The 17,858-nt window shown below is 58.8% G+C and carries 19 protein-coding genes and 1 rRNA gene; 15 read left to right on the forward strand and 5 right to left on the reverse strand.

Going from position 1 to position 17,858, the window contains the following annotated elements; translation table 11 throughout:
• Window positions 1-46: 46 nt before the first annotated feature.
• From rlmB to ABD806_RS14760, 8 genes are all read left to right on the forward strand, one after another.
• Window positions 47-784 (forward strand): 23S rRNA (guanosine(2251)-2'-O)-methyltransferase RlmB, encoded by a 738-nt coding sequence (rlmB, locus tag ABD806_RS14725; protein WP_344959342.1) that lies wholly within the window; start codon window positions 47-49, stop codon window positions 782-784.
• Window positions 784-1,356 carry a Crp/Fnr family transcriptional regulator gene (locus ABD806_RS14730; RefSeq protein WP_344959344.1) on the forward strand — a complete coding sequence of 191 codons (573 nt, stop codon included), beginning with the start codon at window positions 784-786 and terminating at the stop codon, window positions 1,354-1,356. The genes rlmB and ABD806_RS14730 overlap by 1 nt, the downstream gene beginning before the upstream one ends.
• Before the next feature lie 54 nt (window positions 1,357-1,410).
• Window positions 1,411-1,869 carry a GNAT family N-acetyltransferase gene (locus ABD806_RS14735; RefSeq protein ID WP_344959346.1) on the forward strand — a complete coding sequence of 153 codons (459 nt, stop codon included), beginning with the start codon at window positions 1,411-1,413 and terminating at the stop codon, window positions 1,867-1,869.
• A complete protein-coding gene (locus tag ABD806_RS14740; RefSeq protein WP_344959348.1) occupies window positions 1,857-2,720 on the forward strand; it encodes a DMT family transporter in 864 nt (287 codons plus the stop codon). The genes ABD806_RS14735 and ABD806_RS14740 overlap by 13 nt, the downstream gene beginning before the upstream one ends.
• Before the next feature lie 184 nt (window positions 2,721-2,904).
• The gene (gene rpsF / locus ABD806_RS14745) at window positions 2,905-3,273 is read left to right on the forward strand and encodes a 30S ribosomal protein S6 (RefSeq protein ID WP_344959350.1); all 369 of its coding nucleotides are present in this window, start codon (window positions 2,905-2,907) and stop codon (window positions 3,271-3,273) included.
• A gap of 26 nt (window positions 3,274-3,299) precedes the next feature.
• Entirely contained in the window at window positions 3,300-3,527 is a 228-nt protein-coding gene (gene rpsR / locus ABD806_RS14750; protein ID WP_116475046.1) for a 30S ribosomal protein S18, read from the forward strand.
• Between the two features lie 37 nt (window positions 3,528-3,564).
• Window positions 3,565-4,014 (forward strand): 50S ribosomal protein L9, encoded by a 450-nt coding sequence (gene rplI, locus ABD806_RS14755; RefSeq protein WP_344959353.1) that lies wholly within the window; start codon window positions 3,565-3,567, stop codon window positions 4,012-4,014.
• A gap of 96 nt (window positions 4,015-4,110) precedes the next feature.
• Window positions 4,111-4,848 carry a ferredoxin--NADP reductase gene (locus ABD806_RS14760; RefSeq protein WP_344959357.1) on the forward strand — a complete coding sequence of 246 codons (738 nt, stop codon included), beginning with the start codon at window positions 4,111-4,113 and terminating at the stop codon, window positions 4,846-4,848.
• Between the two features lie 37 nt (window positions 4,849-4,885).
• Here ABD806_RS14760 and ABD806_RS14765 read toward each other — a convergent pair whose 3' ends face one another.
• A complete protein-coding gene (locus tag ABD806_RS14765; protein WP_344959359.1) occupies window positions 4,886-5,050 on the reverse strand; it encodes a hypothetical protein in 165 nt (54 codons plus the stop codon).
• A gap of 240 nt (window positions 5,051-5,290) precedes the next feature.
• Here ABD806_RS14765 and ABD806_RS14770 point away from each other — a divergent pair, with 240 nt between their 5' ends.
• From ABD806_RS14770 to gshA, 3 genes are all read left to right on the forward strand, one after another.
• Window positions 5,291-6,223: an NADP-dependent oxidoreductase gene (locus tag ABD806_RS14770; protein ID WP_344959361.1), complete on the forward strand. Its 933-nt coding sequence runs from the start codon at window positions 5,291-5,293 to the stop codon at window positions 6,221-6,223.
• A 74-nt stretch (window positions 6,224-6,297) separates the two neighbouring features.
• Window positions 6,298-9,156: a M16 family metallopeptidase gene (locus ABD806_RS14775; RefSeq protein ID WP_344959363.1), complete on the forward strand. Its 2,859-nt coding sequence runs from the start codon at window positions 6,298-6,300 to the stop codon at window positions 9,154-9,156.
• On the forward strand, window positions 9,153-10,745 hold the full coding sequence (gene gshA / locus ABD806_RS14780; RefSeq protein ID WP_344959365.1) for a glutamate--cysteine ligase: 1,593 nt from the start codon (window positions 9,153-9,155) through the stop codon (window positions 10,743-10,745). Before ABD806_RS14775 ends, gshA begins: the two co-directional genes overlap by 4 nt.
• 86 nt (window positions 10,746-10,831) lie before the next feature.
• Here the strand turns inward: gshA and ABD806_RS14785 are convergent, their stop codons facing one another.
• Window positions 10,832-11,578 (reverse strand): outer membrane protein assembly factor BamD, encoded by a 747-nt coding sequence (locus ABD806_RS14785; protein WP_344959368.1) that lies wholly within the window; start codon window positions 11,576-11,578, stop codon window positions 10,832-10,834.
• A 115-nt stretch (window positions 11,579-11,693) separates the two neighbouring features.
• Here ABD806_RS14785 and rluD point away from each other — a divergent pair, with 115 nt between their 5' ends.
• The 3 genes from rluD to clpB all read left to right on the forward strand — a co-directional run bounded on the left by rluD (window position 11,694) and on the right by clpB (window position 16,075).
• On the forward strand, window positions 11,694-12,674 hold the full coding sequence (gene rluD / locus ABD806_RS14790; protein ID WP_344959370.1) for a 23S rRNA pseudouridine(1911/1915/1917) synthase RluD: 981 nt from the start codon (window positions 11,694-11,696) through the stop codon (window positions 12,672-12,674).
• A complete protein-coding gene (gene pgeF, locus ABD806_RS14795; protein ID WP_344959372.1) occupies window positions 12,665-13,390 on the forward strand; it encodes a peptidoglycan editing factor PgeF in 726 nt (241 codons plus the stop codon). Before rluD ends, pgeF begins: the two co-directional genes overlap by 10 nt.
• Window positions 13,391-13,495: 105 nt before the next feature.
• Complete coding sequence (gene clpB, locus ABD806_RS14800) at window positions 13,496-16,075, forward strand: ATP-dependent chaperone ClpB (RefSeq protein ID WP_344959374.1); 2,580 nt, start codon at window positions 13,496-13,498, stop codon at window positions 16,073-16,075.
• Here clpB and ABD806_RS14805 read toward each other — a convergent pair.
• The 3 genes from ABD806_RS14805 to ABD806_RS14815 form a co-directional block, all read right to left on the reverse strand.
• Window positions 16,065-16,448, reverse strand: a complete 384-nt coding sequence (locus ABD806_RS14805; protein WP_344959376.1) for an NnrS family protein — start codon at window positions 16,446-16,448, stop codon at window positions 16,065-16,067. The two genes, clpB and ABD806_RS14805, sit on opposite strands and share 11 nt — an antisense overlap.
• Before the next feature lie 194 nt (window positions 16,449-16,642).
• Window positions 16,643-16,825, reverse strand: coding sequence for a hypothetical protein (locus ABD806_RS14810; protein ID WP_344959378.1), 183 nt, complete (start codon window positions 16,823-16,825; stop codon window positions 16,643-16,645).
• Window positions 16,826-16,840: 15 nt separating this feature from the next.
• Window positions 16,841-17,293 carry an NnrS family protein gene (locus ABD806_RS14815; RefSeq protein ID WP_344959380.1) on the reverse strand — a complete coding sequence of 151 codons (453 nt, stop codon included), beginning with the start codon at window positions 17,291-17,293 and terminating at the stop codon, window positions 16,841-16,843.
• 437 nt (window positions 17,294-17,730) lie between these two features.
• Between ABD806_RS14815 and ABD806_RS14820 the strand changes: the two genes are divergently transcribed.
• A 16S ribosomal RNA gene (locus ABD806_RS14820) occupies window positions 17,731-17,858 on the forward strand; the annotation flags it as partial.

Here is a 17,858-nt window from a genome sequence, read left to right on the forward strand (position 1 = left end):
AATCCCTAATCCCTAATCCCTAATCCCCGATTTCTGAGCATAATGAATGAGCACTGAACTGATTTTCGGCATCCACGCCCTGGATGCCCTGTTGGAAACCCACCCGGAGCAGGTGCTGGAGGTGTGGATCCTTAAAGGGCGCGAAGACGAGCGGTTGAACAATCTGCAGGCGCGTCTGCTGGCGGTAGGCGTCAAGGCCCAGCCGTCCAGCCGCCAGGCATTGGATGCCAAGGCCAATGGCGGCCAGCATCAGGGGGTGGTGGCCAAGGTCAAGGCGCAACCCACCCTCAACGAGGCGGATCTGGAGGTGCTGCTCTCCGCCCAGCCCAGCCCGCTGCTGCTGGTGCTGGATGGCGTGACCGATCCCCATAACCTGGGTGCCTGCCTGCGCACCGCCGACGCCGCCGGTGTACAGGGTGTCATAGTGCCGAAAGACAAGTCCGCCGGGTTAACACCCGTGGTGCGCAAGGTGGCCTGCGGCGCCGCCGAGAGCGTCCCCCTGTTCCAGGTCACCAACCTGGCCCGTACCCTACGCACCCTGCAGGATAAAGGCGTCTGGGTGGTGGGGACAGCGGGTGAGGCGGAACACCATCTGTATCAAGCCAAGCTGGAGGGGCCGTTGGCGCTGGTGATGGGCGCCGAAGGCAAGGGCATGCGCCGCCTGACCCGTGAGCACTGCGACCAGCTGATCAGCATCCCCATGGCGGGCTCCGTGTCCAGCCTGAATGTGTCGGTGGCCACCGGGGTCTGTCTGTTTGAGATAGTGCGTCAACGAGGTTGTTGATGCTGAACGATGATTACTGGCTTGATGCCTGGGGATGTGATAGTGCCGACTGGCACTATATACAATCCAGGCTGACCGCCAAACGACTGGTTCCGGGGGAAATTCTGTGGCCTGTAGGGAGTTGCCCTGATCAATTGGTACTGGTCCGCTCAGGTTTGCTTAAAGCCGTGTTCCCCAAGGAAGATGGCCGGGAGTATATCAAGGAATTCTTCTGGCAAGGAGACGCCTTCTTTCATTACTACTGTCATTTAAGCCAAGCTCCCAGCCCCTATGTGCTGACGGCGTTAGAGCCTACCGCGCTGTATCTGTTACCGCTAGCCTGCCTGTCGCAGGCCGGGAGCGGTTTTCCTGCCTATGAACGGATATATCTTGAGCTGCTCAAGACTCAGCTCCGGTTTAAGGAAGAGAAGGAGGCGTTGTTGCTGACCCTGAGTCCAGGCGAACGTTATCGTGATTTTCGCGCGCGTTTTCCCCACTTGCTGGGGCGGGTAGCGGAGCATCAGATTGCCGCTTATTTAGGTATTACCCCCATCAGTCTTAGCCGGATAAAGCGTCGAATTAACAAAGGTTAATGCTTCCTAGCCGGGCCATTTATATGCTGCCTATCTATCCAGGGGAGAGTGATTATGTATTGGCAAATTTGTCCTTTTGAACAGTTAACCCGCGAACAGCTGTACCGGCTGCTGGCCTTGCGCTGCCAAATTTTCGTGGTGGAGCAGGACTGCGCCTACCAGGATCTTGATGGCCTGGATATCCTGCCCGACGTGCTCCATGTCATGGCCTGGGAGCGGGGGGAACTGCGAGCTGCCGGCCGTATTCTCGGTCCGGGCGTACAGACGGCCGAGCATGTGTGGATTGGTCGGCTGGTCGTGGTGCCGGCGGCGCGCGGCCAGGGGTTGGCCCGGGTGCTGATGCAGCAGGCCATCGAGGCGGCAACCACGCACTGGCCGGGCTATCCGCTGCGCCTGAGCGGCCAGGTGTATATTCGAGACTTTTATCGCTCACTCGGCTTTGTGCCGGTCAGTGACGAATATCTGGAAGACGGCATACTTCATCAGGATATGGAGCTGGTGTGCAGCGAGTAAGGGCGCGGGTGTCCGCCGACAGTCAGTTGCTGGCGATCGCGCTGTTGGTGGTCGGCAACCTGATGATCTCGTTCGGCGATGTATTGGTCAAGTTGCTCGGCCAGGCCCAGTTCAACCCTTATCAGTATGTGGCCCTGCGCTTTATGATAACCAGCGCCTTGCTGTGGCCCTTCTGGCTGAGGCTGCCTGACGAACGCAAAGGATTGGGCCAATGGAAAATCCACCTGCTGCGCGGGCACTTGCTGTTGATGGGCTCGGTAGGCGTGTTTGTCAGCCTCTATTACCTGCCCCTGGCCACCGCCAATGCGGTATTTTACGCGGCCCCCTTGATGACGCTGCCGCTGGCCGCCCTGTGGAGCCAGGAGCAGGTGCGCGGCCAGGCCTACGGCATCAGTATCCTGGGCTTTGTCGGCATCCTGGTGGTATTGAACCCGGCCCAATGGCACTGGGCCGGTTGGCTGGCGCTGCTCACGGCGTTTTCCATGGCGGCCAGCAATGTGCTGGTCCGCCGCTTGCCCAGGGGGCGCTCCGTGCTGGCGACCCTGTTCCTGACCCAACTGCTGGCGATACCGATCAGCCTGGCGCTGGCGCTGCCCGATTGGCAGCCGCTAAGTGCTGAAGTCTGGCTGCTGTTGCTGGGCGCCACCCTACTCGGCATCATCTATCAGGGCGTGTGCATACTGGCTTATTCCATGGCCGATGCCAGCAAGATCGCCGCCAGCGAATACTCGGGACTGATTTTCGTGACCCTGATGGGAATGCTGTTGTTTGCCGAGTTCCCGGCGTGGAATGTATACGCGGGGGCCCTGCTGGTGATCGGTGCCATCGCCCTGCAGCGTCGGCTGCGTTAACCGCGGGGATTGGGGAGCAGGGCCGGGGAGCGGTATTGCCCAGCCCTCGAATTTAACCCCTTGCCGCCGGGGCGGGGATCCCTTACACTACGCGACCTTAAAATCAGTCAAAAAACTAAACGTTCCTTGCCTCCGCTGGTGTGACTGAGCCCGCGCCGAGGCTATAACCCGTAAGGAGCAATCCATGCGTCATTACGAAATCGTATTTATGGTTCACCCTGATCAGAGTGAACAGGTTCCCGGTATGATTGAGCGCTACACCGGCGCCATCACCACCTCCGGTGGTCAGGTTCACCGCCTGGAAGACTGGGGCCGCCGTCAGCTGGCTTACCCGATCAACAAACTGCACAAGGCCCACTATGTTCTGATGAACGTAGAAGCCGATCAGTCAGTGATCGACGAGCTGGAAACCAACTTCCGCTTCAACGATGCCGTGCTCCGCAACATGATCATGCGCACCAAGCAGGCTTACACCGAGCCCTCCGAAATGGCCAAGGCCAAAGACGAGCGTCAGCCCAAGCGCGAAGATTTTCGTGCCGAAGCTGCCGAGTAATTCACGAGAAGTTGAGGACATAGATCATGGCACGTTATTTCCGTCGTCGTAAGTTCTGCCGTTTCACCGCTGATGGTGTCACCGAGATCGATTACAAAGATGTAGCTACCCTGAAGAACTACATCACCGAGTCCGGTAAAATTGTACCGAGCCGCATCACCGGCACCCGCGCTAAATATCAGCGCCAGCTGGCCCGTGCGATCAAACGCGCTCGTTACCTGGCCCTGCTGCCTTACACCGATCTGCACAAGTAAGCAGCGGCCTAACTCGTTCACTTAAAGAGGAAAGGTAATGCAAGTTATTCTGCTTGATAAAATCGCCAAACTGGGCGGCCTGGGCGACCAGGTAACCGTTAAATCCGGTTATGCCCGTAACTTCCTGCTGCCCCAGGGCAAAGCGGTATTGGCTACCAAAGACAACGTAGCGGCTTTCGAAGCCCGCCGCGCCGAGCTGGAAGCCAAGCTGGCCGACCAACTGGCCGCAGCCCAAGCCCGTGCCGACCAACTGTCCGGCCTGGAAAACGTGGTTATCGCATCCAAGTCCGGTGACGAAGGCAAGCTGTTTGGCTCTATCGGTGCCCGCGACGTGGCCGATGCCATCACCGCCGCCGGTGTTGAGGTTGCCAAGAGCGAAGTTCGCCTCTATGAAGGCGTACTGCGCAACGTAGGCGAGTACGAAGTGGGTGTGCAACTGCACGCCGACGTTAAAGCGACCGTTAAAATCCAGGTCGTTGCCGCCTAAGTTCGGCTGCTGATTAAAAAAACCCGCGCTTGTCGCGGGTTTTTTATTGCCCGCAATAAGGCTACAGTGGAGTGAAAGACAAGCGGAGAGCGAAGCATGGCAGACTGGGTAGCAGGGCGAGTCAAGGCGCGCAAGGAATGGACGGAAAACCTGTTTTCGTTGGTGGTGGATGCGCAGGTGGACGGTTTCCAGGCCGGCCAGTTCACCAAGCTGGCGCTGATCACCGAAGATAAAAAAGTATCCCGCGCTTACTCCTACGTGAATGCCCCGGGCCAGGATTGTGAATTCTATCTGGTCATCATCCCCGAAGGTAAGCTAACGCCCCACCTGGCCGGTTTACAGGTGGGTGACGAAGTGCTGGTGCAGCGTCAGGCTGCCGGTTTCCTTACCCTGGATGAAGTTCCCCCGGGACGGGATCTGTGGATGATCGCCACCGGGACGGGAATCGGGCCTTTTGTCTCGATTCTGACCGAAGGCAGCTGCTGGCAACGGTTCGAACGCATCCTGTTGGTGCATGGCGTGCGTTTTGCCTATGAACTGTGCTACCGGGAGCAGATAGCCGCCGTTACCCGGGACAGGCCCGGTTTTGAATATCTGCCGTTTGTCTCCCGGGAGCGGCTTCAGGGAGCCGGACAAGGCCGTATTACCCATGCCATCAAGGATGGCAGCCTGGAGGCCAGGGTAGGGGCCTCGTTCTCGGCCGAGCATAGCAGGGTCATGCTTTGCGGTAACCCGCAGATGGTGCACGACACCATCACCGAACTCAAGGCCAAGGGGTTGACTAAGCACCTGCGTCGTAAGCCGGGGCAGATACTGATGGAAAATTATTGGTAGTGGACGGCGGGAGGGGCGTGGTCGTTTCCATTCCCGCTCAGGTAATCAGCATCATCAGGCTCAAAAAGCCGGCCAGGCCCCAGCCCAGGCCGATGATCCAGTAAAACACCCGGGCCCCCTGTTTGATGGGGATCTGGTTGTACAGCAGAAACAGGTACCACAGCAGGGCCGGGATCAGCGGCAATAAAAACAGTCGGGTCATATTGGACACCTTGTTGTAAGTCGTCTCTTGCCGTGGGCTGGTTACCCTCAGCAGGGTATCAATACTGGATAGTCTAGCCAATATTTACCGGGGTCACTCGAAGCCTGTTGTTGGTGGCAGTAACGGTTCGAGCTTATGATCGGTATCAGGCGCTGATCGGCATTGGGCTCGGTCGGGCCGGGTGGTATGCTGCCGTGATGGCAGTTGGCAATTGCCAGTCAAACAGAACAAGGAGTCAGTATGAAACAGCTGGTTATTCAGGCCTTCGGCGATGCCGATCAATTGGTGCAGGTCGAGTCGGCCTCTGCTCCCCTGCAGGCGGGACAAGTTCGGGTCAGGATGCATTATGCCGGGGTCAATCCCATCGACGCCAAGACCCGGGCCGGACTGGGCTGGGGCGCGCAGGCCATCAAGGACCGGCTGCCCTGGTCCCCCGGATTCGAGCTGATGGGCTCCGTCTGTGAGCTGGGCCCGGAGGTGACCCAATATCAGCTGGGCGACCGCCTGTTCGGACTGGTCTCGGGCGGTGCCTACAGCGAAGAAGTCGTGGTTGGTGAACATGAGCTGCTGCCGGTACCCTCCTCTGTACTCGATGAGATGGCGGCCGGCGTGTCCCTGGCGGGCCTGACCGCCTGGCAGGGACTGACCGAGCATGGCAAGTTGCAGGCTGGCGAACGGGTGCTGATTGCCGCCGCCGCCGGTGGTGTGGGTCATCTGGCGGTACAGATGGCGAAGAACATGGGGGCGACCGTGGTGGCGCTGGGCTCGGTCCATAACCATGATTTTATGGCATCACTGGGCGCCGATGAGGTGCTGGATTATCGTGATGCCGCACAGATGACGGCGATGGCTCCGGTGGATCTGCTGTTTGATCTGGTGGGGGGAGCTGCCGGCCTGTCGCTTCTGTCGCATGTACGGCCGGGTGGCCGGGTGGTGACTGTGCCAACGATCACCGCCGATGCGGTGATCGCCGCGGCCAAAGAGAAAGGCATAGCGGCAACCGGCATGCTCAAGCGCAACGACAACGAACAACTGGCGTTCCTGATGCAGGCGCTGGCCGAAGACAAGTTCTGGGTCGAAGTCAGCCAGATCTACCCCCTGGCCGAGGGAAACCTTGCTCACCGGCAGATTGAAACTGGCCATACCCGTGGCAAACTGCTGCTGATGCCCTGAGCAAAGGCCCGGCTTGCGCCGGGCCGGGTCGTCCGGTTACCCTGTTTTTCACTGGTTTTCGTCAAGGATATGCCATGAAGTACTGGTCCCTGTTATTACTCTTGTTCCCTTTGTTGACTTCCGCCGCGCCTGTGTTGGTACAGGAGGTTGAGCGGGGCCATGATGAGCTGGTGATCCCTTATCAGATGTATCGCCTCGACAACGGTTTGACCCTGATCCTCAACCGGGACGAGTCGGATCCTCTGGTGCATGTGGAAATCACCTACCATGTGGGCTCGGCCCGGGAAGAGCCCGGTAAAACCGGCTTCGCCCACTTCTTCGAACACATGATGTTTCAGGGCTCCAGGCATGTGGCCGATCAGCAGCATTTCCGCCTGATCAACGAGGCCGGTGGCTCTATGAACGGCACTACCAACCAGGACAGGACCAACTATTTCCAGACGGTACCGGCCAATCATCTGGAAAAAGTACTCTGGCTGGAAGCCGATCGTATGGGCTTTCTGCTGGACGCTGTGAGTCAGAAAAAGTTCGAGATCCAGCGCGAAACGGTGAAGAATGAACGAGGCCAGCGGCTGGATAACCAGCCTTATGGCTTGGTCGGTGAACGCATGGGGGAGCTGCTCTATCCCCGGGATCACCCCTATAGCTGGCAGCCGATCGGCTATGTGGAAGATCTCGACCGGGTTGAGGTTAATGACCTCAAGGCCTTCTTCCTGCGCTGGTATGGTCCCAACAACGCCACCCTGGTTATTTCGGGCAGTTTTGAACCGGAGCAGACCCTGGCCTGGGTCGACAAGTATTTCGGGCCCATTCCCGCCGGTCCCGAGGTCATCGATGCCGAACCGGCACCGGCCAGGCTGGACGCGAGTCGTTATCAGACCCTGGTCGATACCCGCATCCGCCTGCCCCTGGTCTATCTGTCTTACCCGACCGTCTATCTGGGACATAAGGATGAAGCCGCCCTGGATGTGCTGGCCAACGTGCTGGGGGGGGGCAAGGGCTCGCTGCTGCATCAACAACTGGTCGAGACCGGCAAGGCGGTCAGCACCGGAGCCAGCCACTATTGTTCCGAGCTGTCCTGTACCCTAACCCTCTGGGCCTATAGCAATCCCTCCAAGGAGGGGGACCTGACGCCGCTGGTGACGGAGATAGATGCGGTTATCGAGGGTATCGCCGAGCGTGGCATAGCGGAAGACGACGTCAATAAAGCGGTGAATGTGCTGAGATCCGAGCTTATCTTCGGCCTGGACAGTGTCGAGGGCAAGGCGCGGCAATTATCGCTGGGCCAGGTATTAAAAGACGATCCCCTGTATGTGATCAATGCCTGGCGGGCCACGGCCGAGGTCCAGCCCGAGCAGGTGATGGACAAGTACCGGCAATATCTGCTGAACCACCCCAGGGTTGTACTCAGTGTGGTACCCGAAGGCAAGACGGAGTGGGCGGCGGCCACGCCCAATTATCCTATCCCTGCGCGGGAGCTGCCGGCCATCGCCCATGTCGAAAGCCTGCCCCTGCGCGAGGTGAATGATGATTTCGATCGCAGCAAGATGCCGCCGGTCGGTGCACCGGTGCAGGTCCAGGTACCGCCCCTGTGGCTGGACGGCCTGGATAACAATATCCGGCTGCTGGGCACGGTAAACAATGAGATCCCGGCGGTCTCCATCATCCTGGCCTTTCCCGGCGGGCAAAGGGCGGAGCCGGAAGGCGCCTATGGTCTGGCCAACCTGACCGCAGCCATGATGAATCAGGGCACGGCGGGGTTGAGTTCGGGAGAGTTCAGCGAAGCGCTGGAGCGACTGGGTTCGAGCATCAGCGTGCGCACCGGTTTTTATACCAACCTGATTGAAATCAACAGCCTGACCGACACCCTGCCGCAGACGCTGGCCCTGGTGGAAGAGCTGCTGTTTAACCCGGGGTTCAGAGAGCAGGACTTCGAGCAGCTCAAGGCCCGCCAGCTGGAAGGCATGGCCCAGAGTCAGCACCAGCCTTCCTGGTTGGCGCAGCATGGCTTCAGGCAGCTGGCTTATGGCGCTGATACCCGCATGGGCTTGCCTGATGACGGCCTGGTGGAACAGGTGCAGACCCTGACCCTGGCGCAGGTCCGTGACTATTATCGGCGCTTCTATAACCCGGCCAACGGTCATGGCATAGTGGTGGGTGCCCTGGAACAGCGGCAAGCAAAACAGGCCCTGCAGTTCCTGACCCACTGGCAGGGAGAACCCGCTAGCCTGCCGCCGGTCAAGGTAGCCCCGCAGCAGGCCGAGCCGGGGATCTATATTTTGGATGTGCCCGGCGCCGTGCAATCGGTGTTGCGGGTGGGCCGACGGGCCCTGCCGCTGGATGCGACCGGTCCGTTTTTCCGCGCCAACCTGATGAACTTTAATCTGGGCGGTAATTTCAACAGCCGCATCAACCAGAACCTGCGGGAGGACAAGGGCTTTACCTATGGCGCCAACTCGTTTTTTACCGGCAACCGGGATGCCGGCGTCTTCGTGGTGGCGGCCGATGTAAGGGCCGATGCCACAGTGCCGGCGATAGAGAATATTCTGGATGAGCTGTCCCGCTTCAGGGAAGAGGGGCCAACCCCGGAAGAACTGGCTTATCTGCGCAGCACCTTCTCCCAGCAGGATGCCTTGTCCTACGAAAGCCTGGGCAAGAAAGCCGGCTTCCTGTTGCAGTTGGCCATGTTGGATCTGGCTCCCGACTACCTGAGCGAGCAGCAGAAAATTGTCTCCGAGGTGGATGCGGCGGCCTTGACCGAGCTGGCCCGTGAGTGGTTGGACAACAAAGAATTGGTGATTTTAGTGGTGGGCGACAAGGCGAAGCTTGAAAAATCGCTGGCGAGGCTTCATCTTCCCATGCACGATTTAAACATTGAGTTAAGGGGCCAGGTGGCCCCTGGCCTGCAGGCCATACAGAGCGAACGCCCATGACCCCAAAAAAACCATCTCTGGCTGCCCGAGTGCAGGCACTTCAAAGCCCGCAGCGGCTGCCCGCCATCAAAGGTATTCGCCGCGGCATAGAACGGGAATGTTTGCGCATTACCGGCGAGGGCCATCTGGCACAAACCGATCATCCTAGGGTGCTGGGCTCGGCACTGACCAATGCCAATATCACCACGGATTTTGCCGAATCCCTGATGGAATTTATCACCCCGGTGTCGGACTCGGTTGAGATCTTGCTATCCCAGTTGACCGACATTCACCGCTATGTGATGCAACATCTTGACGGTGAGCAGCTCTGGCCCCTGAGCATGCCCTGTTTCCTCAAGGAGGAGGATCCGATACGCCTGGCCCAATACGGCAGCTCCAATGTCGGACGGATGAAAACCCTGTATCGTCAGGGACTGCACCATAGATATGGCAGCCAGATGCAGGTCATTGCCGGGGTGCACTTTAATTTTTCCATGCCGGACAGTTTCTGGAGCGAATGGCATGCGCTGGAAGGGGATGGTGGTTGTTTGCAGGATTTTGTGTCCGAAGCCTATCTGGGACTGATCCGCAATGTTTATCGTTATGGCTGGCTGATCCCCTATCTGTTTGGCGCCTCTCCGGCCCTGTGCGGTTCTTTCCTCGAAGGCAAGCAGCATCATCTGCCCTTCGAACGGCTCGGCCAGGGCACCCTGTATCTGCCCTATGCCACCTCGCTGCGGTTATCTGATCTGGGCTATACCAACAATGCCCAGGCCGATCTGAATATCTCCCTTAACTCTCTAGACTCTTATGTGTCCTCCTTGCAGCGCGCCATCGGCACCCATGCGCCCGAGTTTTCCAAGATTGGTGTGAAAGTAAACGGTGAGTACCGCCAGCTGAACGACAATGTGCTGCAAATCGAGAATGAACTCTATGCTCCGATTCGGCCTAAGCGCACCACGGAAAGCGGAGAAAAGCCGTCGGAGGCCTTGGCCACCCGTGGCGTGGAATACATCGAAGTGCGTTCCGTCGATGTTAATCCCTTCTCCGCCGTGGGGATAGACAAGTCGCAGATACGCTTCCTCGATACCTTCCTGCTGTGGTGCCTGTTAACGCCGTCGGCACCGTTAGCGGAAGAAGAAATTGCCCTCAACCGCCGCAACTTTACCAAGGTGGTGTTGGAAGGCCGCCGGCCCGGGCTGGAGCTGGAGGTCATGGGCGGCGAGCCGTTCACCCTGGCTGAGCTGGGCGAGCGCTATTTTGCCGAACTGGGAGAAGTTGCCGGCCTGCTCGATGCCTGCTGTGGCCAGGGATGCTACGGCGAGGCCCATCGGCAGCAACTGGCGGCCTTGCGTGATCCGTCCCAAACCCTGTCTGCCCAGGTGCTGGCACGCCTGCTGCAGGATCATCTGGATATCCAGCCCTTCGGCCTGGCCCTGGCCAAGCAGTACCAGGAACAGCTGGTGCAGGCCAAGCCTGGCTATTGGGGGGATGTCTATTTCGATGAGGAGAGCGTCCGTTCCCTGGCGCGGCAGCGCAAGCTGGAGATGTCGGATGCCATTTCCTTCGATGATTACCTGGCTGCCTATTTCGGTACTCAGGCGGAGTAGCCGGTCAGTCCGCTTTCTTGGCAGCCCGAAAAAAATCCGCCGATGCAGGCGGATTTTTTATGGCTGTGACGGGATGCCGGGGCGGCTCAGCTGTTGGGGAAATTGGCCCTCAGCACGGCCTTGGCGTTGTTGGCCATCTCGGTCAAGCCCAGGGTGCCGTAGGCCTCGGCCATGATTTCCAGCGCTGGCTTCATCATCTCGGTATCGGGGTAGGTCTGTACCACATATTTGGCCCGGTTGGCGGCGGCCAGCCAGGCACCCCGCTTGATATAATACTGGGCCACCGTCAGATCATGCTTGGCTAGGCGGTTTTTCAGCCCGATCATACGGGCCTGGGCGTCGGCGGCATAGACACTGTCCGGGTATTGGCGCAGCAACTGACGGAAATCGGCAAAGGCCTGGCGGGCATAGGCAGGATCCCGGTCGTCCCGGTCGATGTTGAACAGGTTCTGGATGAAGTTATAGTCGGCGGACATATTGGTGAGGCCACGCATGTAGTAGGCGTAATCCACGCTCGGATGGTTGGGATTAAGCCGGATAAAGCGATCGATGTTGGCTAGGGCCCGGGTGGTATCATCCAGTTTGTAATAGGCATAGATCAAATCCAGCTGCACCTGATTGGAGTAGGGGCCGAAGGGGTAACGGGAGTCCATGGCTTCCAACAGCTCGGCGGCACGGAAAAAGTTGCCTGACTGCAAGCGTTCCTGGGCATCCTGATACAGCACCTCGGGCGGCTCGTCCGGCACCAGGTCCTTCTTGGTGGAGGAACAGCCGGTGGCGACCAGGGCGAGTGCCAGGGTCAGGGTGAGCATTACGCTTCTTTGTTTAGCCATTGATTGGGTCCATTTTTTTGCGAGTTAGAAACGGAGTAAGCGGAAACTGATTAAGCTCAGCGTAAAGAACCGCTAGAATAACCAATTAAACTTCATTTGGTAACCAGTGGTCTCCATGAGCCAGCAAATCACACTGAACGGCGTCGTTGCCGATCATCAATATGGTCAACGTTTGGATCAGGCGTTGGCGGAAATGTTCCCCGATTATTCCCGCACCCGGATAAAAACCTGGATCCAGCAGGATCAGGTCAGCCTGGATGGGCAGATCGTCAACAAGCCCAGGGAAAAGGTAGTGACGGGCCAGCAGGTGGTGGTGCAAGCCGAACTGGAGGATGAGGTGCGCTTCGAGCCGGAGGCCATGGATCTGAATATCGTCTATGAGGACGAGCATATCCTGGTGATCAACAAGCCGGCCGGCCTGGTGGTGCATCCCGGTGCCGGCACGCCCGACGGCACCCTGCTCAATGCCCTGCTGCATCATTGTCCCGATATCGCCGAAGTACCTCGGGCGGGCATAGTCCATCGTCTGGATAAAGACACCACCGGCCTGATGGTGGTGGCCAAGACGGTACCCGCCCAGACCTATCTGGTCAGCGCCCTGCAGGCTCGCCACATCACCCGCGAGTACGAAGCCGTTGCCATCGGCCACATGACCGCCGGCGGTACCGTCGATGCCAATATCGGCCGCCATCCCACCCAGCGCATCCAGATGGCGGTGGTGGCTGCGGGCAAGCCGGCGGTGACCCACTACCGGGTGATGGAAAAATTCCGAGCCCATACCCGGCTGCGGTTGCGGCTGGAGACCGGCCGTACCCACCAGATCCGGGTGCATATGGCCCATCTGAAGCACCCGCTGGTGGGGGATCCCGTCTACGGTGGTCGCCTCAAGCCGCCGCGCAGTGCCAGCCCCGAGCTGCTGGAGTTTCTGCGTGGCTTCAAGCGCCAGGCCCTGCATGCGGTGATGCTGCGCCTGGAGCATCCGATCACCGGTGAGATGATGGAATGGCACGCCCCCGTGCCGGACGACATGATTGAGCTGGTCACGTTGTTAAGGGCCGATACCGCCGCCAATCCGGATGATCTGGTATGGATGTAATCCTGCCCGACTGGCCTGCGCCCGCCTCTGTCTGTGCGGTACAAACCGATCGCCATGGCGGAGTCAGTCAGGCGCCCTACAACAGCCTGAATCTGGGCAGCCATGTGGGCGACAGGCCGGGCGATGTGGCGTTTAACCGCGAACGCCTGGGTGCCTACTTAAATTTGCCCGCCGAGCCCCTGTGGCTTGATCAGGTGCACGGCACCCGGGTGCTGACCCTGCCCCACAGCGGGGAGCAGGCAACGGCCGATGCGGTGGTCAGCCGGACGCCGGGCCAGATCTGCGTGGTGATGACCGCCGACTGCCTGCCGGTGCTGTTCTGTGATCAGGCCGGCACCGTGGTCGGAGCGGCGCATGCGGGTTGGCGCGGCCTGGCTGCCGGGGTGCTGGAAGCCACCCTGGCGGAGATGAAGGTCGATCCTGAGTCGGTACTGGCCTGGATGGGGCCGGCCATCGGTCCCAAGGCATTCGAGGTGGGCGGAGAGGTCAGGGAAGCCTTTGCCAGCCACTCGACCCTGGCCGTCGATGCCTTCATGGCCCGGGGGGATAAATGGCTTGCCGATATCTATCATCTGGCGCGTTTACGGCTGGCCGCGGCCGGCGTACATCATATCTATGGTGGCGAATACTGCACCTATACAGATGCCGAACGCTTTTTCTCCTATCGCAGGGACAGGCAGACCGGTCGTATGGCCAGCCTGATCTGGCTAGATTAGAAATATCTTAAGTGGGCTGGTTGAAATCTGCCCACCTAACCCCATCTTTAATATCAGTAATTCATCTTTTCCCGCCCTCGGTGGCGGTTTTTGAGGAGATCACTGATGCGCCCCGATCGTCTTACCAGTAAATTCCAACTCGCCCTGCAAGATGCCCAGTCGATGGCCTTGGGGCGGGATCATGCCTATATAGAACCGGTTCACCTGCTGCTGGCCATGCTCAACCAGGATGGTGGTACCCTGCGGCCCTTACTGACCATGGCGGGGATAGACGGTAACGGCCTGCGGGTGGCGCTGGATAAAGCCCTGGAGCGGATGCCCAAGGTCAGTGGCGGCGATGGAGATGTGATGCCATCCCAGGGTCTTGGGCGCCTGCTCAACCAGTGTGACAAGCTGGCCCAGCAGCGTAAAGACGCCTATATCTCTTCCGAACTGTTTGTATTGGCGGCGCTTGATGACAAGGGCGAGCTGGGGGATATCCTCAAGCGGGCGGGGGCGACCAGGGAAAGGCTGAGTCAGGCCATCGATCAGGTACGCGGCGGCCAGAAGGTAGACGACCCCAATGTCGAAGAAAACCGCCAGGCCCTGGAAAAATATACCATAGATCTGACCGAGCGGGCCGAGCAGGGTAAGCTGGATCCGGTGATCGGCCGGGATGATGAAATTCGTCGCACCATCCAGGTGTTGCAGCGCCGTACCAAGAACAACCCGGTACTGATCGGTGAGCCGGGGGTGGGTAAAACCGCCATCGTCGAGGGCCTGGCCCAGCGTATCATCAATGGCGAGGTACCCGAGGGGCTGAAAAACAAGCGGGTGTTGTCGTTGGATATGGGGGCCCTGGTGGCCGGCGCCAAGTATAGAGGGGAGTTTGAAGAGCGGCTCAAGGCGCTGCTCAATGAGTTGGCCAAGGAGGAAGGTCAGGTCATCCTGTTTGTCGACGAGCTGCATACCATAGTCGGTGCCGGCAAGGCCGATGGTGCCATGGATGCGGGTAACATGCTGAAACCGGCACTGGCCCGCGGCGAATTGCATTGCGTCGGCGCGACCACCCTGGATGAGTATCGCCAGTATGTGGAAAAAGATGCGGCCCTGGAGCGCCGTTTCCAGAAGGTGCTGGTGGACGAGCCCAGTGTGGAGGACACCATCGCCATCCTGCGCGGCTTAAAGGAACGCTATGAGCTGCATCATCATGTGCAGATCACGGATCCGGCCATCGTCGCGGCGGCGACCCTGTCTTACCGTTATATCGCCGATCGCCAGCTGCCCGACAAGGCCATCGATCTGATTGATGAGGCCGCCTCCAGCATCCGCATGCAAATCGACTCCAAGCCCGAGCCTTTGGACAAGCTGGATCGACGCATCATCCAGCTGAAACTGGAAGAGCAGGCGCTGCAGAAGGAAGACGATGAAGGCAGCCGCAAGCGCTTGCAGTTGATCCGCGATGAGCTGGCCGGGAAAGAGCGGGAATACGCCGAGCTGGAGGATATCTGGACATCGGAAAAAGCCGCCCTGGCCGGCACCCAGCATATCAAGGCGGAACTGGAGCAGGTGCGTCAGGATCTGGAAGTCGCCCGTCGGGCTGGCGATCTGGGACGCATGTCCGAGTTGCAGTACGGCCGTATCCCTGAGCTGGAAAAACGGCTGGAGCAGGCGTCTGAGGCCGAAACCGAGACCCAGGAGCAGCACCTGTTGAAGAACCGGGTCACCGATGAGGAGATCGCCGACGTGCTGTCACGCTGGACCGGCATTCCGGTCGCCAAGATGCTGGAAGGAGAAAAAGACAAGCTGCTGCGCATGGAGGACTCCCTTCATCAGCAGGTCATCGGTCAGGATGAGGCGGTGGGGGCGGTGGCCAATGCCATTCGCCGCAGTCGGGCCGGTCTGTCCGATCCCAACCGCCCGGTGGGCTCCTTCCTGTTTATGGGGCCGACCGGTGTGGGTAAGACCGAGTTGTGCAAGGCCCTGGCCGACTTCCTGTTCGACAGCCGGGATGCCATGGTGCGCATCGATATGTCGGAGTTTATGGAGAAGCATGCGGTGTCCCGCCTGGTGGGGGCACCTCCCGGCTATGTGGGTTACGAAGAGGGGGGCTATCTGACCGAGGCGGTGCGGCGCAAACCCTATTCGGTGATCCTGCTGGATGAGGTGGAAAAAGCCCACCCGGATGTGTTCAACATACTGCTGCAGGTGCTGGACGACGGCCGGCTCACGGACGGGCAGGGGCGGACCGTGGATTTTCGCAATACGGTGGTGATCATGACCTCCAATATCGGCTCGGATCTGATCCAGGAACATCATGATGAGAAGGGCTATCAGGAGATGAAAGCCATGCTGATGGAGGTATTGAGCCATCAGTTCAGGCCCGAGTTTATCAACCGTATCGACGAGACTGTGGTGTTCCATCCGCTGGCGCAGGAGCAGATCAAGTCCATCGCCGGCATCCAGATGCAGGAACTGCTGGCCAGGCTGGAGGCCATGGGCTTCGAGGTGACGGTCACCGACCAACTGCTGGAGAAACTCTCCCATGCCGGCTTCGATCCCTTGTTTGGGGCCCGGCCGTTAAAGCGGGCTATCCAGCACAAGGTGGAAGATCCCCTGGCCCAGGCTATCCTGTCCGGTGCTATTATTCCGGGCAAGGCGCTGACCCTGGATGCGGATAGCAATGGCTTGGTGCTCAATCAGTAACTAAAAATCCCGCGTAGGCCAATTGCCGTTCAGTTAAGGAGAAAGTCAGGACAAGGCACCCCATACCAACACGCGGGCGGGTCAGGATCGGCCAGTAGTTCAGGGTAAACAAACCGAACGCCAGTACCCAGAGCAGGCCGCTGGCATGGTAGGCCAGGGTACTGTGCCGGGAGCCAGCATCGGCAGCAGGCTGCGTAATAAGGGCAGCGAGGACAATCAGTACGAATGCCAGTACTATCGGCTTGCCGATTTCCATGGACTGGCCGGAGTGGCCGAGGGAGACCCTGGCTATCATGCCTAGAATAACTGTGCCCAGAGCGCCGGCGGTCAGCCAGTGGCTGGCCAGGGCAACACCGATCCCCAGCTCGAACATGGCCGCGGCCAGGGCCAGTAGCCTGAGGGGAATAAAGAAGTAGCCCAGGTGTAAAACTCACAGCAGCGGAATATTCAGGGTAAGCCTGCTGTTCCAGCGGGCCAGCCGGGCAAGGGCGGATACCAGCAACAAGACACCCAGTAAGCCATTAAAAAATGCATTTCGGGGCAGGATCAGCTAGGCCAGGGTACAGACTACAGGCTGTCCAGACTCAGTTTCTCCAGCCAGGGCAGAGGGATGGGCTTGGGTGTTTGGGCCGCATTGGCGGTGAAAAACGGGATCACCCGATCTCCCAGCACGGTCAGCAAACCGGTCAGTGCTAAGACGGCGGTGATAAATTCGTTCCGACAACAGCCAGCCCAGGCTAACAGCGGCATAGTAGCTAAGCGCATTCAGCAGGGGCACAAAAAACAGATTGCGCCATTGTTTGATCTGAATAATGGGCCGGGCCAGCAAGTCGGCGACATCGGCAGCCAGAGTAAGTCCAGCAGCAGGACCAGACCGTTCTGTTCGCCTAGCACCGTCATCAACAGTTGTGGCAGCAGCCAGAGCGCGGCGACCAGGGCCAGCGGCCAGCTCCTTATCCCCGGGATCCAGGTCCGGTTCTGAATGGCGGTCAGCACAAAGCCGGCGACGATAGCCAGGGCAAAGCCAAAGATCATCTCATGGGCGTGCCACCCAATGGGATTGACGACACCGGGGAGCAAGGTTACGCCTGATAGCGTTAAGCTCCACAATGCCATGGCGAGTACCGAGAACAGGGCACCACCCAGGAAGAATACCCGGAACTCCAGTCGGAACAGGGGCCATATTTTGTTTTCTCTTTCCGCATCGAGGAATTGCATGGCGGCCACCAAATATAAGTATTTTATATGCAAATTATATGTGGCATGACCGGAAAGCATGGATCGGGATCAGAATGGGCCAATAAAAACTGGATTGATTGAAAATTAATCGAACGAGCGCCGGTGTGTCGTTTTTCACAAAAAAGCCCTTGCGCAAAAATCGCGGCTCCCTATAATGCGCATCCACTGACACGGGGCAAGCCGCTCACGGTCACAAGGGTTGAAACAAAACGAAATAAAGTTTGCTTCAGCGCTTGACGAATTAAAAGGGTGGCGTAGAATACGCAGCCCTGACCTGCTGAAGGTCAACGCTCTTTAACAACTTATCAAGCAAACTGTGTGGGCACTCGCAGGGTTGAGAAAGCAAAAAAATATTGTTTTTTCAATGACTGTCGAAGTGCACAAACACTTCAGCAATTCATTGAGTATCGAACTTTAAATTGAAGAGTTTGATCATGGCTCAGATTGAACGCTGGCGGCAGGCCTAACACATGCAAGTCGAGCGGTAACAGAGGGTAGCTTGCTACTTTGCTGACGAGCGGCGGACGGGTGAGTAATGCTTGGG

This window comes from Zobellella aerophila (genome assembly GCF_039539325.1).
GTDB classification, from domain to species: domain Bacteria; phylum Pseudomonadota; class Gammaproteobacteria; order Enterobacterales; family Aeromonadaceae; genus Oceanimonas; species Oceanimonas aerophila.

Bases quoted from the DNA above. Each gene is read 5' to 3' on its own strand.
- ABD806_RS14765 (WP_344959359.1), bottom strand. From the start codon at position 5,050: ATGACCCGACTGTTTTTATTGCCGCTGATCCCGGCCCTGCTGTGGTAC.
- ABD806_RS14770 (WP_344959361.1), top strand. From the start codon at position 5,291: ATGAAACAGCTGGTTATTCAGGCCTTCGGCGATGCCGATCAATTGGTG.
- rpsR (WP_116475046.1), top strand. From the start codon at position 3,300: ATGGCACGTTATTTCCGTCGTCGTAAGTTCTGCCGTTTCACCGCTGAT.
- ABD806_RS14730 (WP_344959344.1), top strand. From the start codon at position 784: ATGCTGAACGATGATTACTGGCTTGATGCCTGGGGATGTGATAGTGCC.
- rplI (WP_344959353.1), top strand. From the start codon at position 3,565: ATGCAAGTTATTCTGCTTGATAAAATCGCCAAACTGGGCGGCCTGGGC.
- ABD806_RS14775 (WP_344959363.1), top strand. From the start codon at position 6,298: ATGAAGTACTGGTCCCTGTTATTACTCTTGTTCCCTTTGTTGACTTCC.
- ABD806_RS14735 (WP_344959346.1), top strand. From the start codon at position 1,411: ATGTATTGGCAAATTTGTCCTTTTGAACAGTTAACCCGCGAACAGCTG.
- ABD806_RS14760 (WP_344959357.1), top strand. From the start codon at position 4,111: ATGGCAGACTGGGTAGCAGGGCGAGTCAAGGCGCGCAAGGAATGGACG.
- ABD806_RS14805 (WP_344959376.1), bottom strand. From the start codon at position 16,448: ATGTTCGAGCTGGGGATCGGTGTTGCCCTGGCCAGCCACTGGCTGACC.
- gshA (WP_344959365.1), top strand. From the start codon at position 9,153: ATGACCCCAAAAAAACCATCTCTGGCTGCCCGAGTGCAGGCACTTCAA.
- rlmB (WP_344959342.1), top strand. From the start codon at position 47: ATGAGCACTGAACTGATTTTCGGCATCCACGCCCTGGATGCCCTGTTG.
- ABD806_RS14810 (WP_344959378.1), bottom strand. From the start codon at position 16,825: ATGCCGCTGTTAGCCTGGGCTGGCTGTTGTCGGAACGAATTTATCACC.
- ABD806_RS14815 (WP_344959380.1), bottom strand. From the start codon at position 17,293: ATGCAATTCCTCGATGCGGAAAGAGAAAACAAAATATGGCCCCTGTTC.
- clpB (WP_344959374.1), top strand. From the start codon at position 13,496: ATGCGCCCCGATCGTCTTACCAGTAAATTCCAACTCGCCCTGCAAGAT.
- rluD (WP_344959370.1), top strand. From the start codon at position 11,694: ATGAGCCAGCAAATCACACTGAACGGCGTCGTTGCCGATCATCAATAT.
- pgeF (WP_344959372.1), top strand. From the start codon at position 12,665: ATGGATGTAATCCTGCCCGACTGGCCTGCGCCCGCCTCTGTCTGTGCG.
- ABD806_RS14785 (WP_344959368.1), bottom strand. From the start codon at position 11,578: ATGGCTAAACAAAGAAGCGTAATGCTCACCCTGACCCTGGCACTCGCC.
- rpsF (WP_344959350.1), top strand. From the start codon at position 2,905: ATGCGTCATTACGAAATCGTATTTATGGTTCACCCTGATCAGAGTGAA.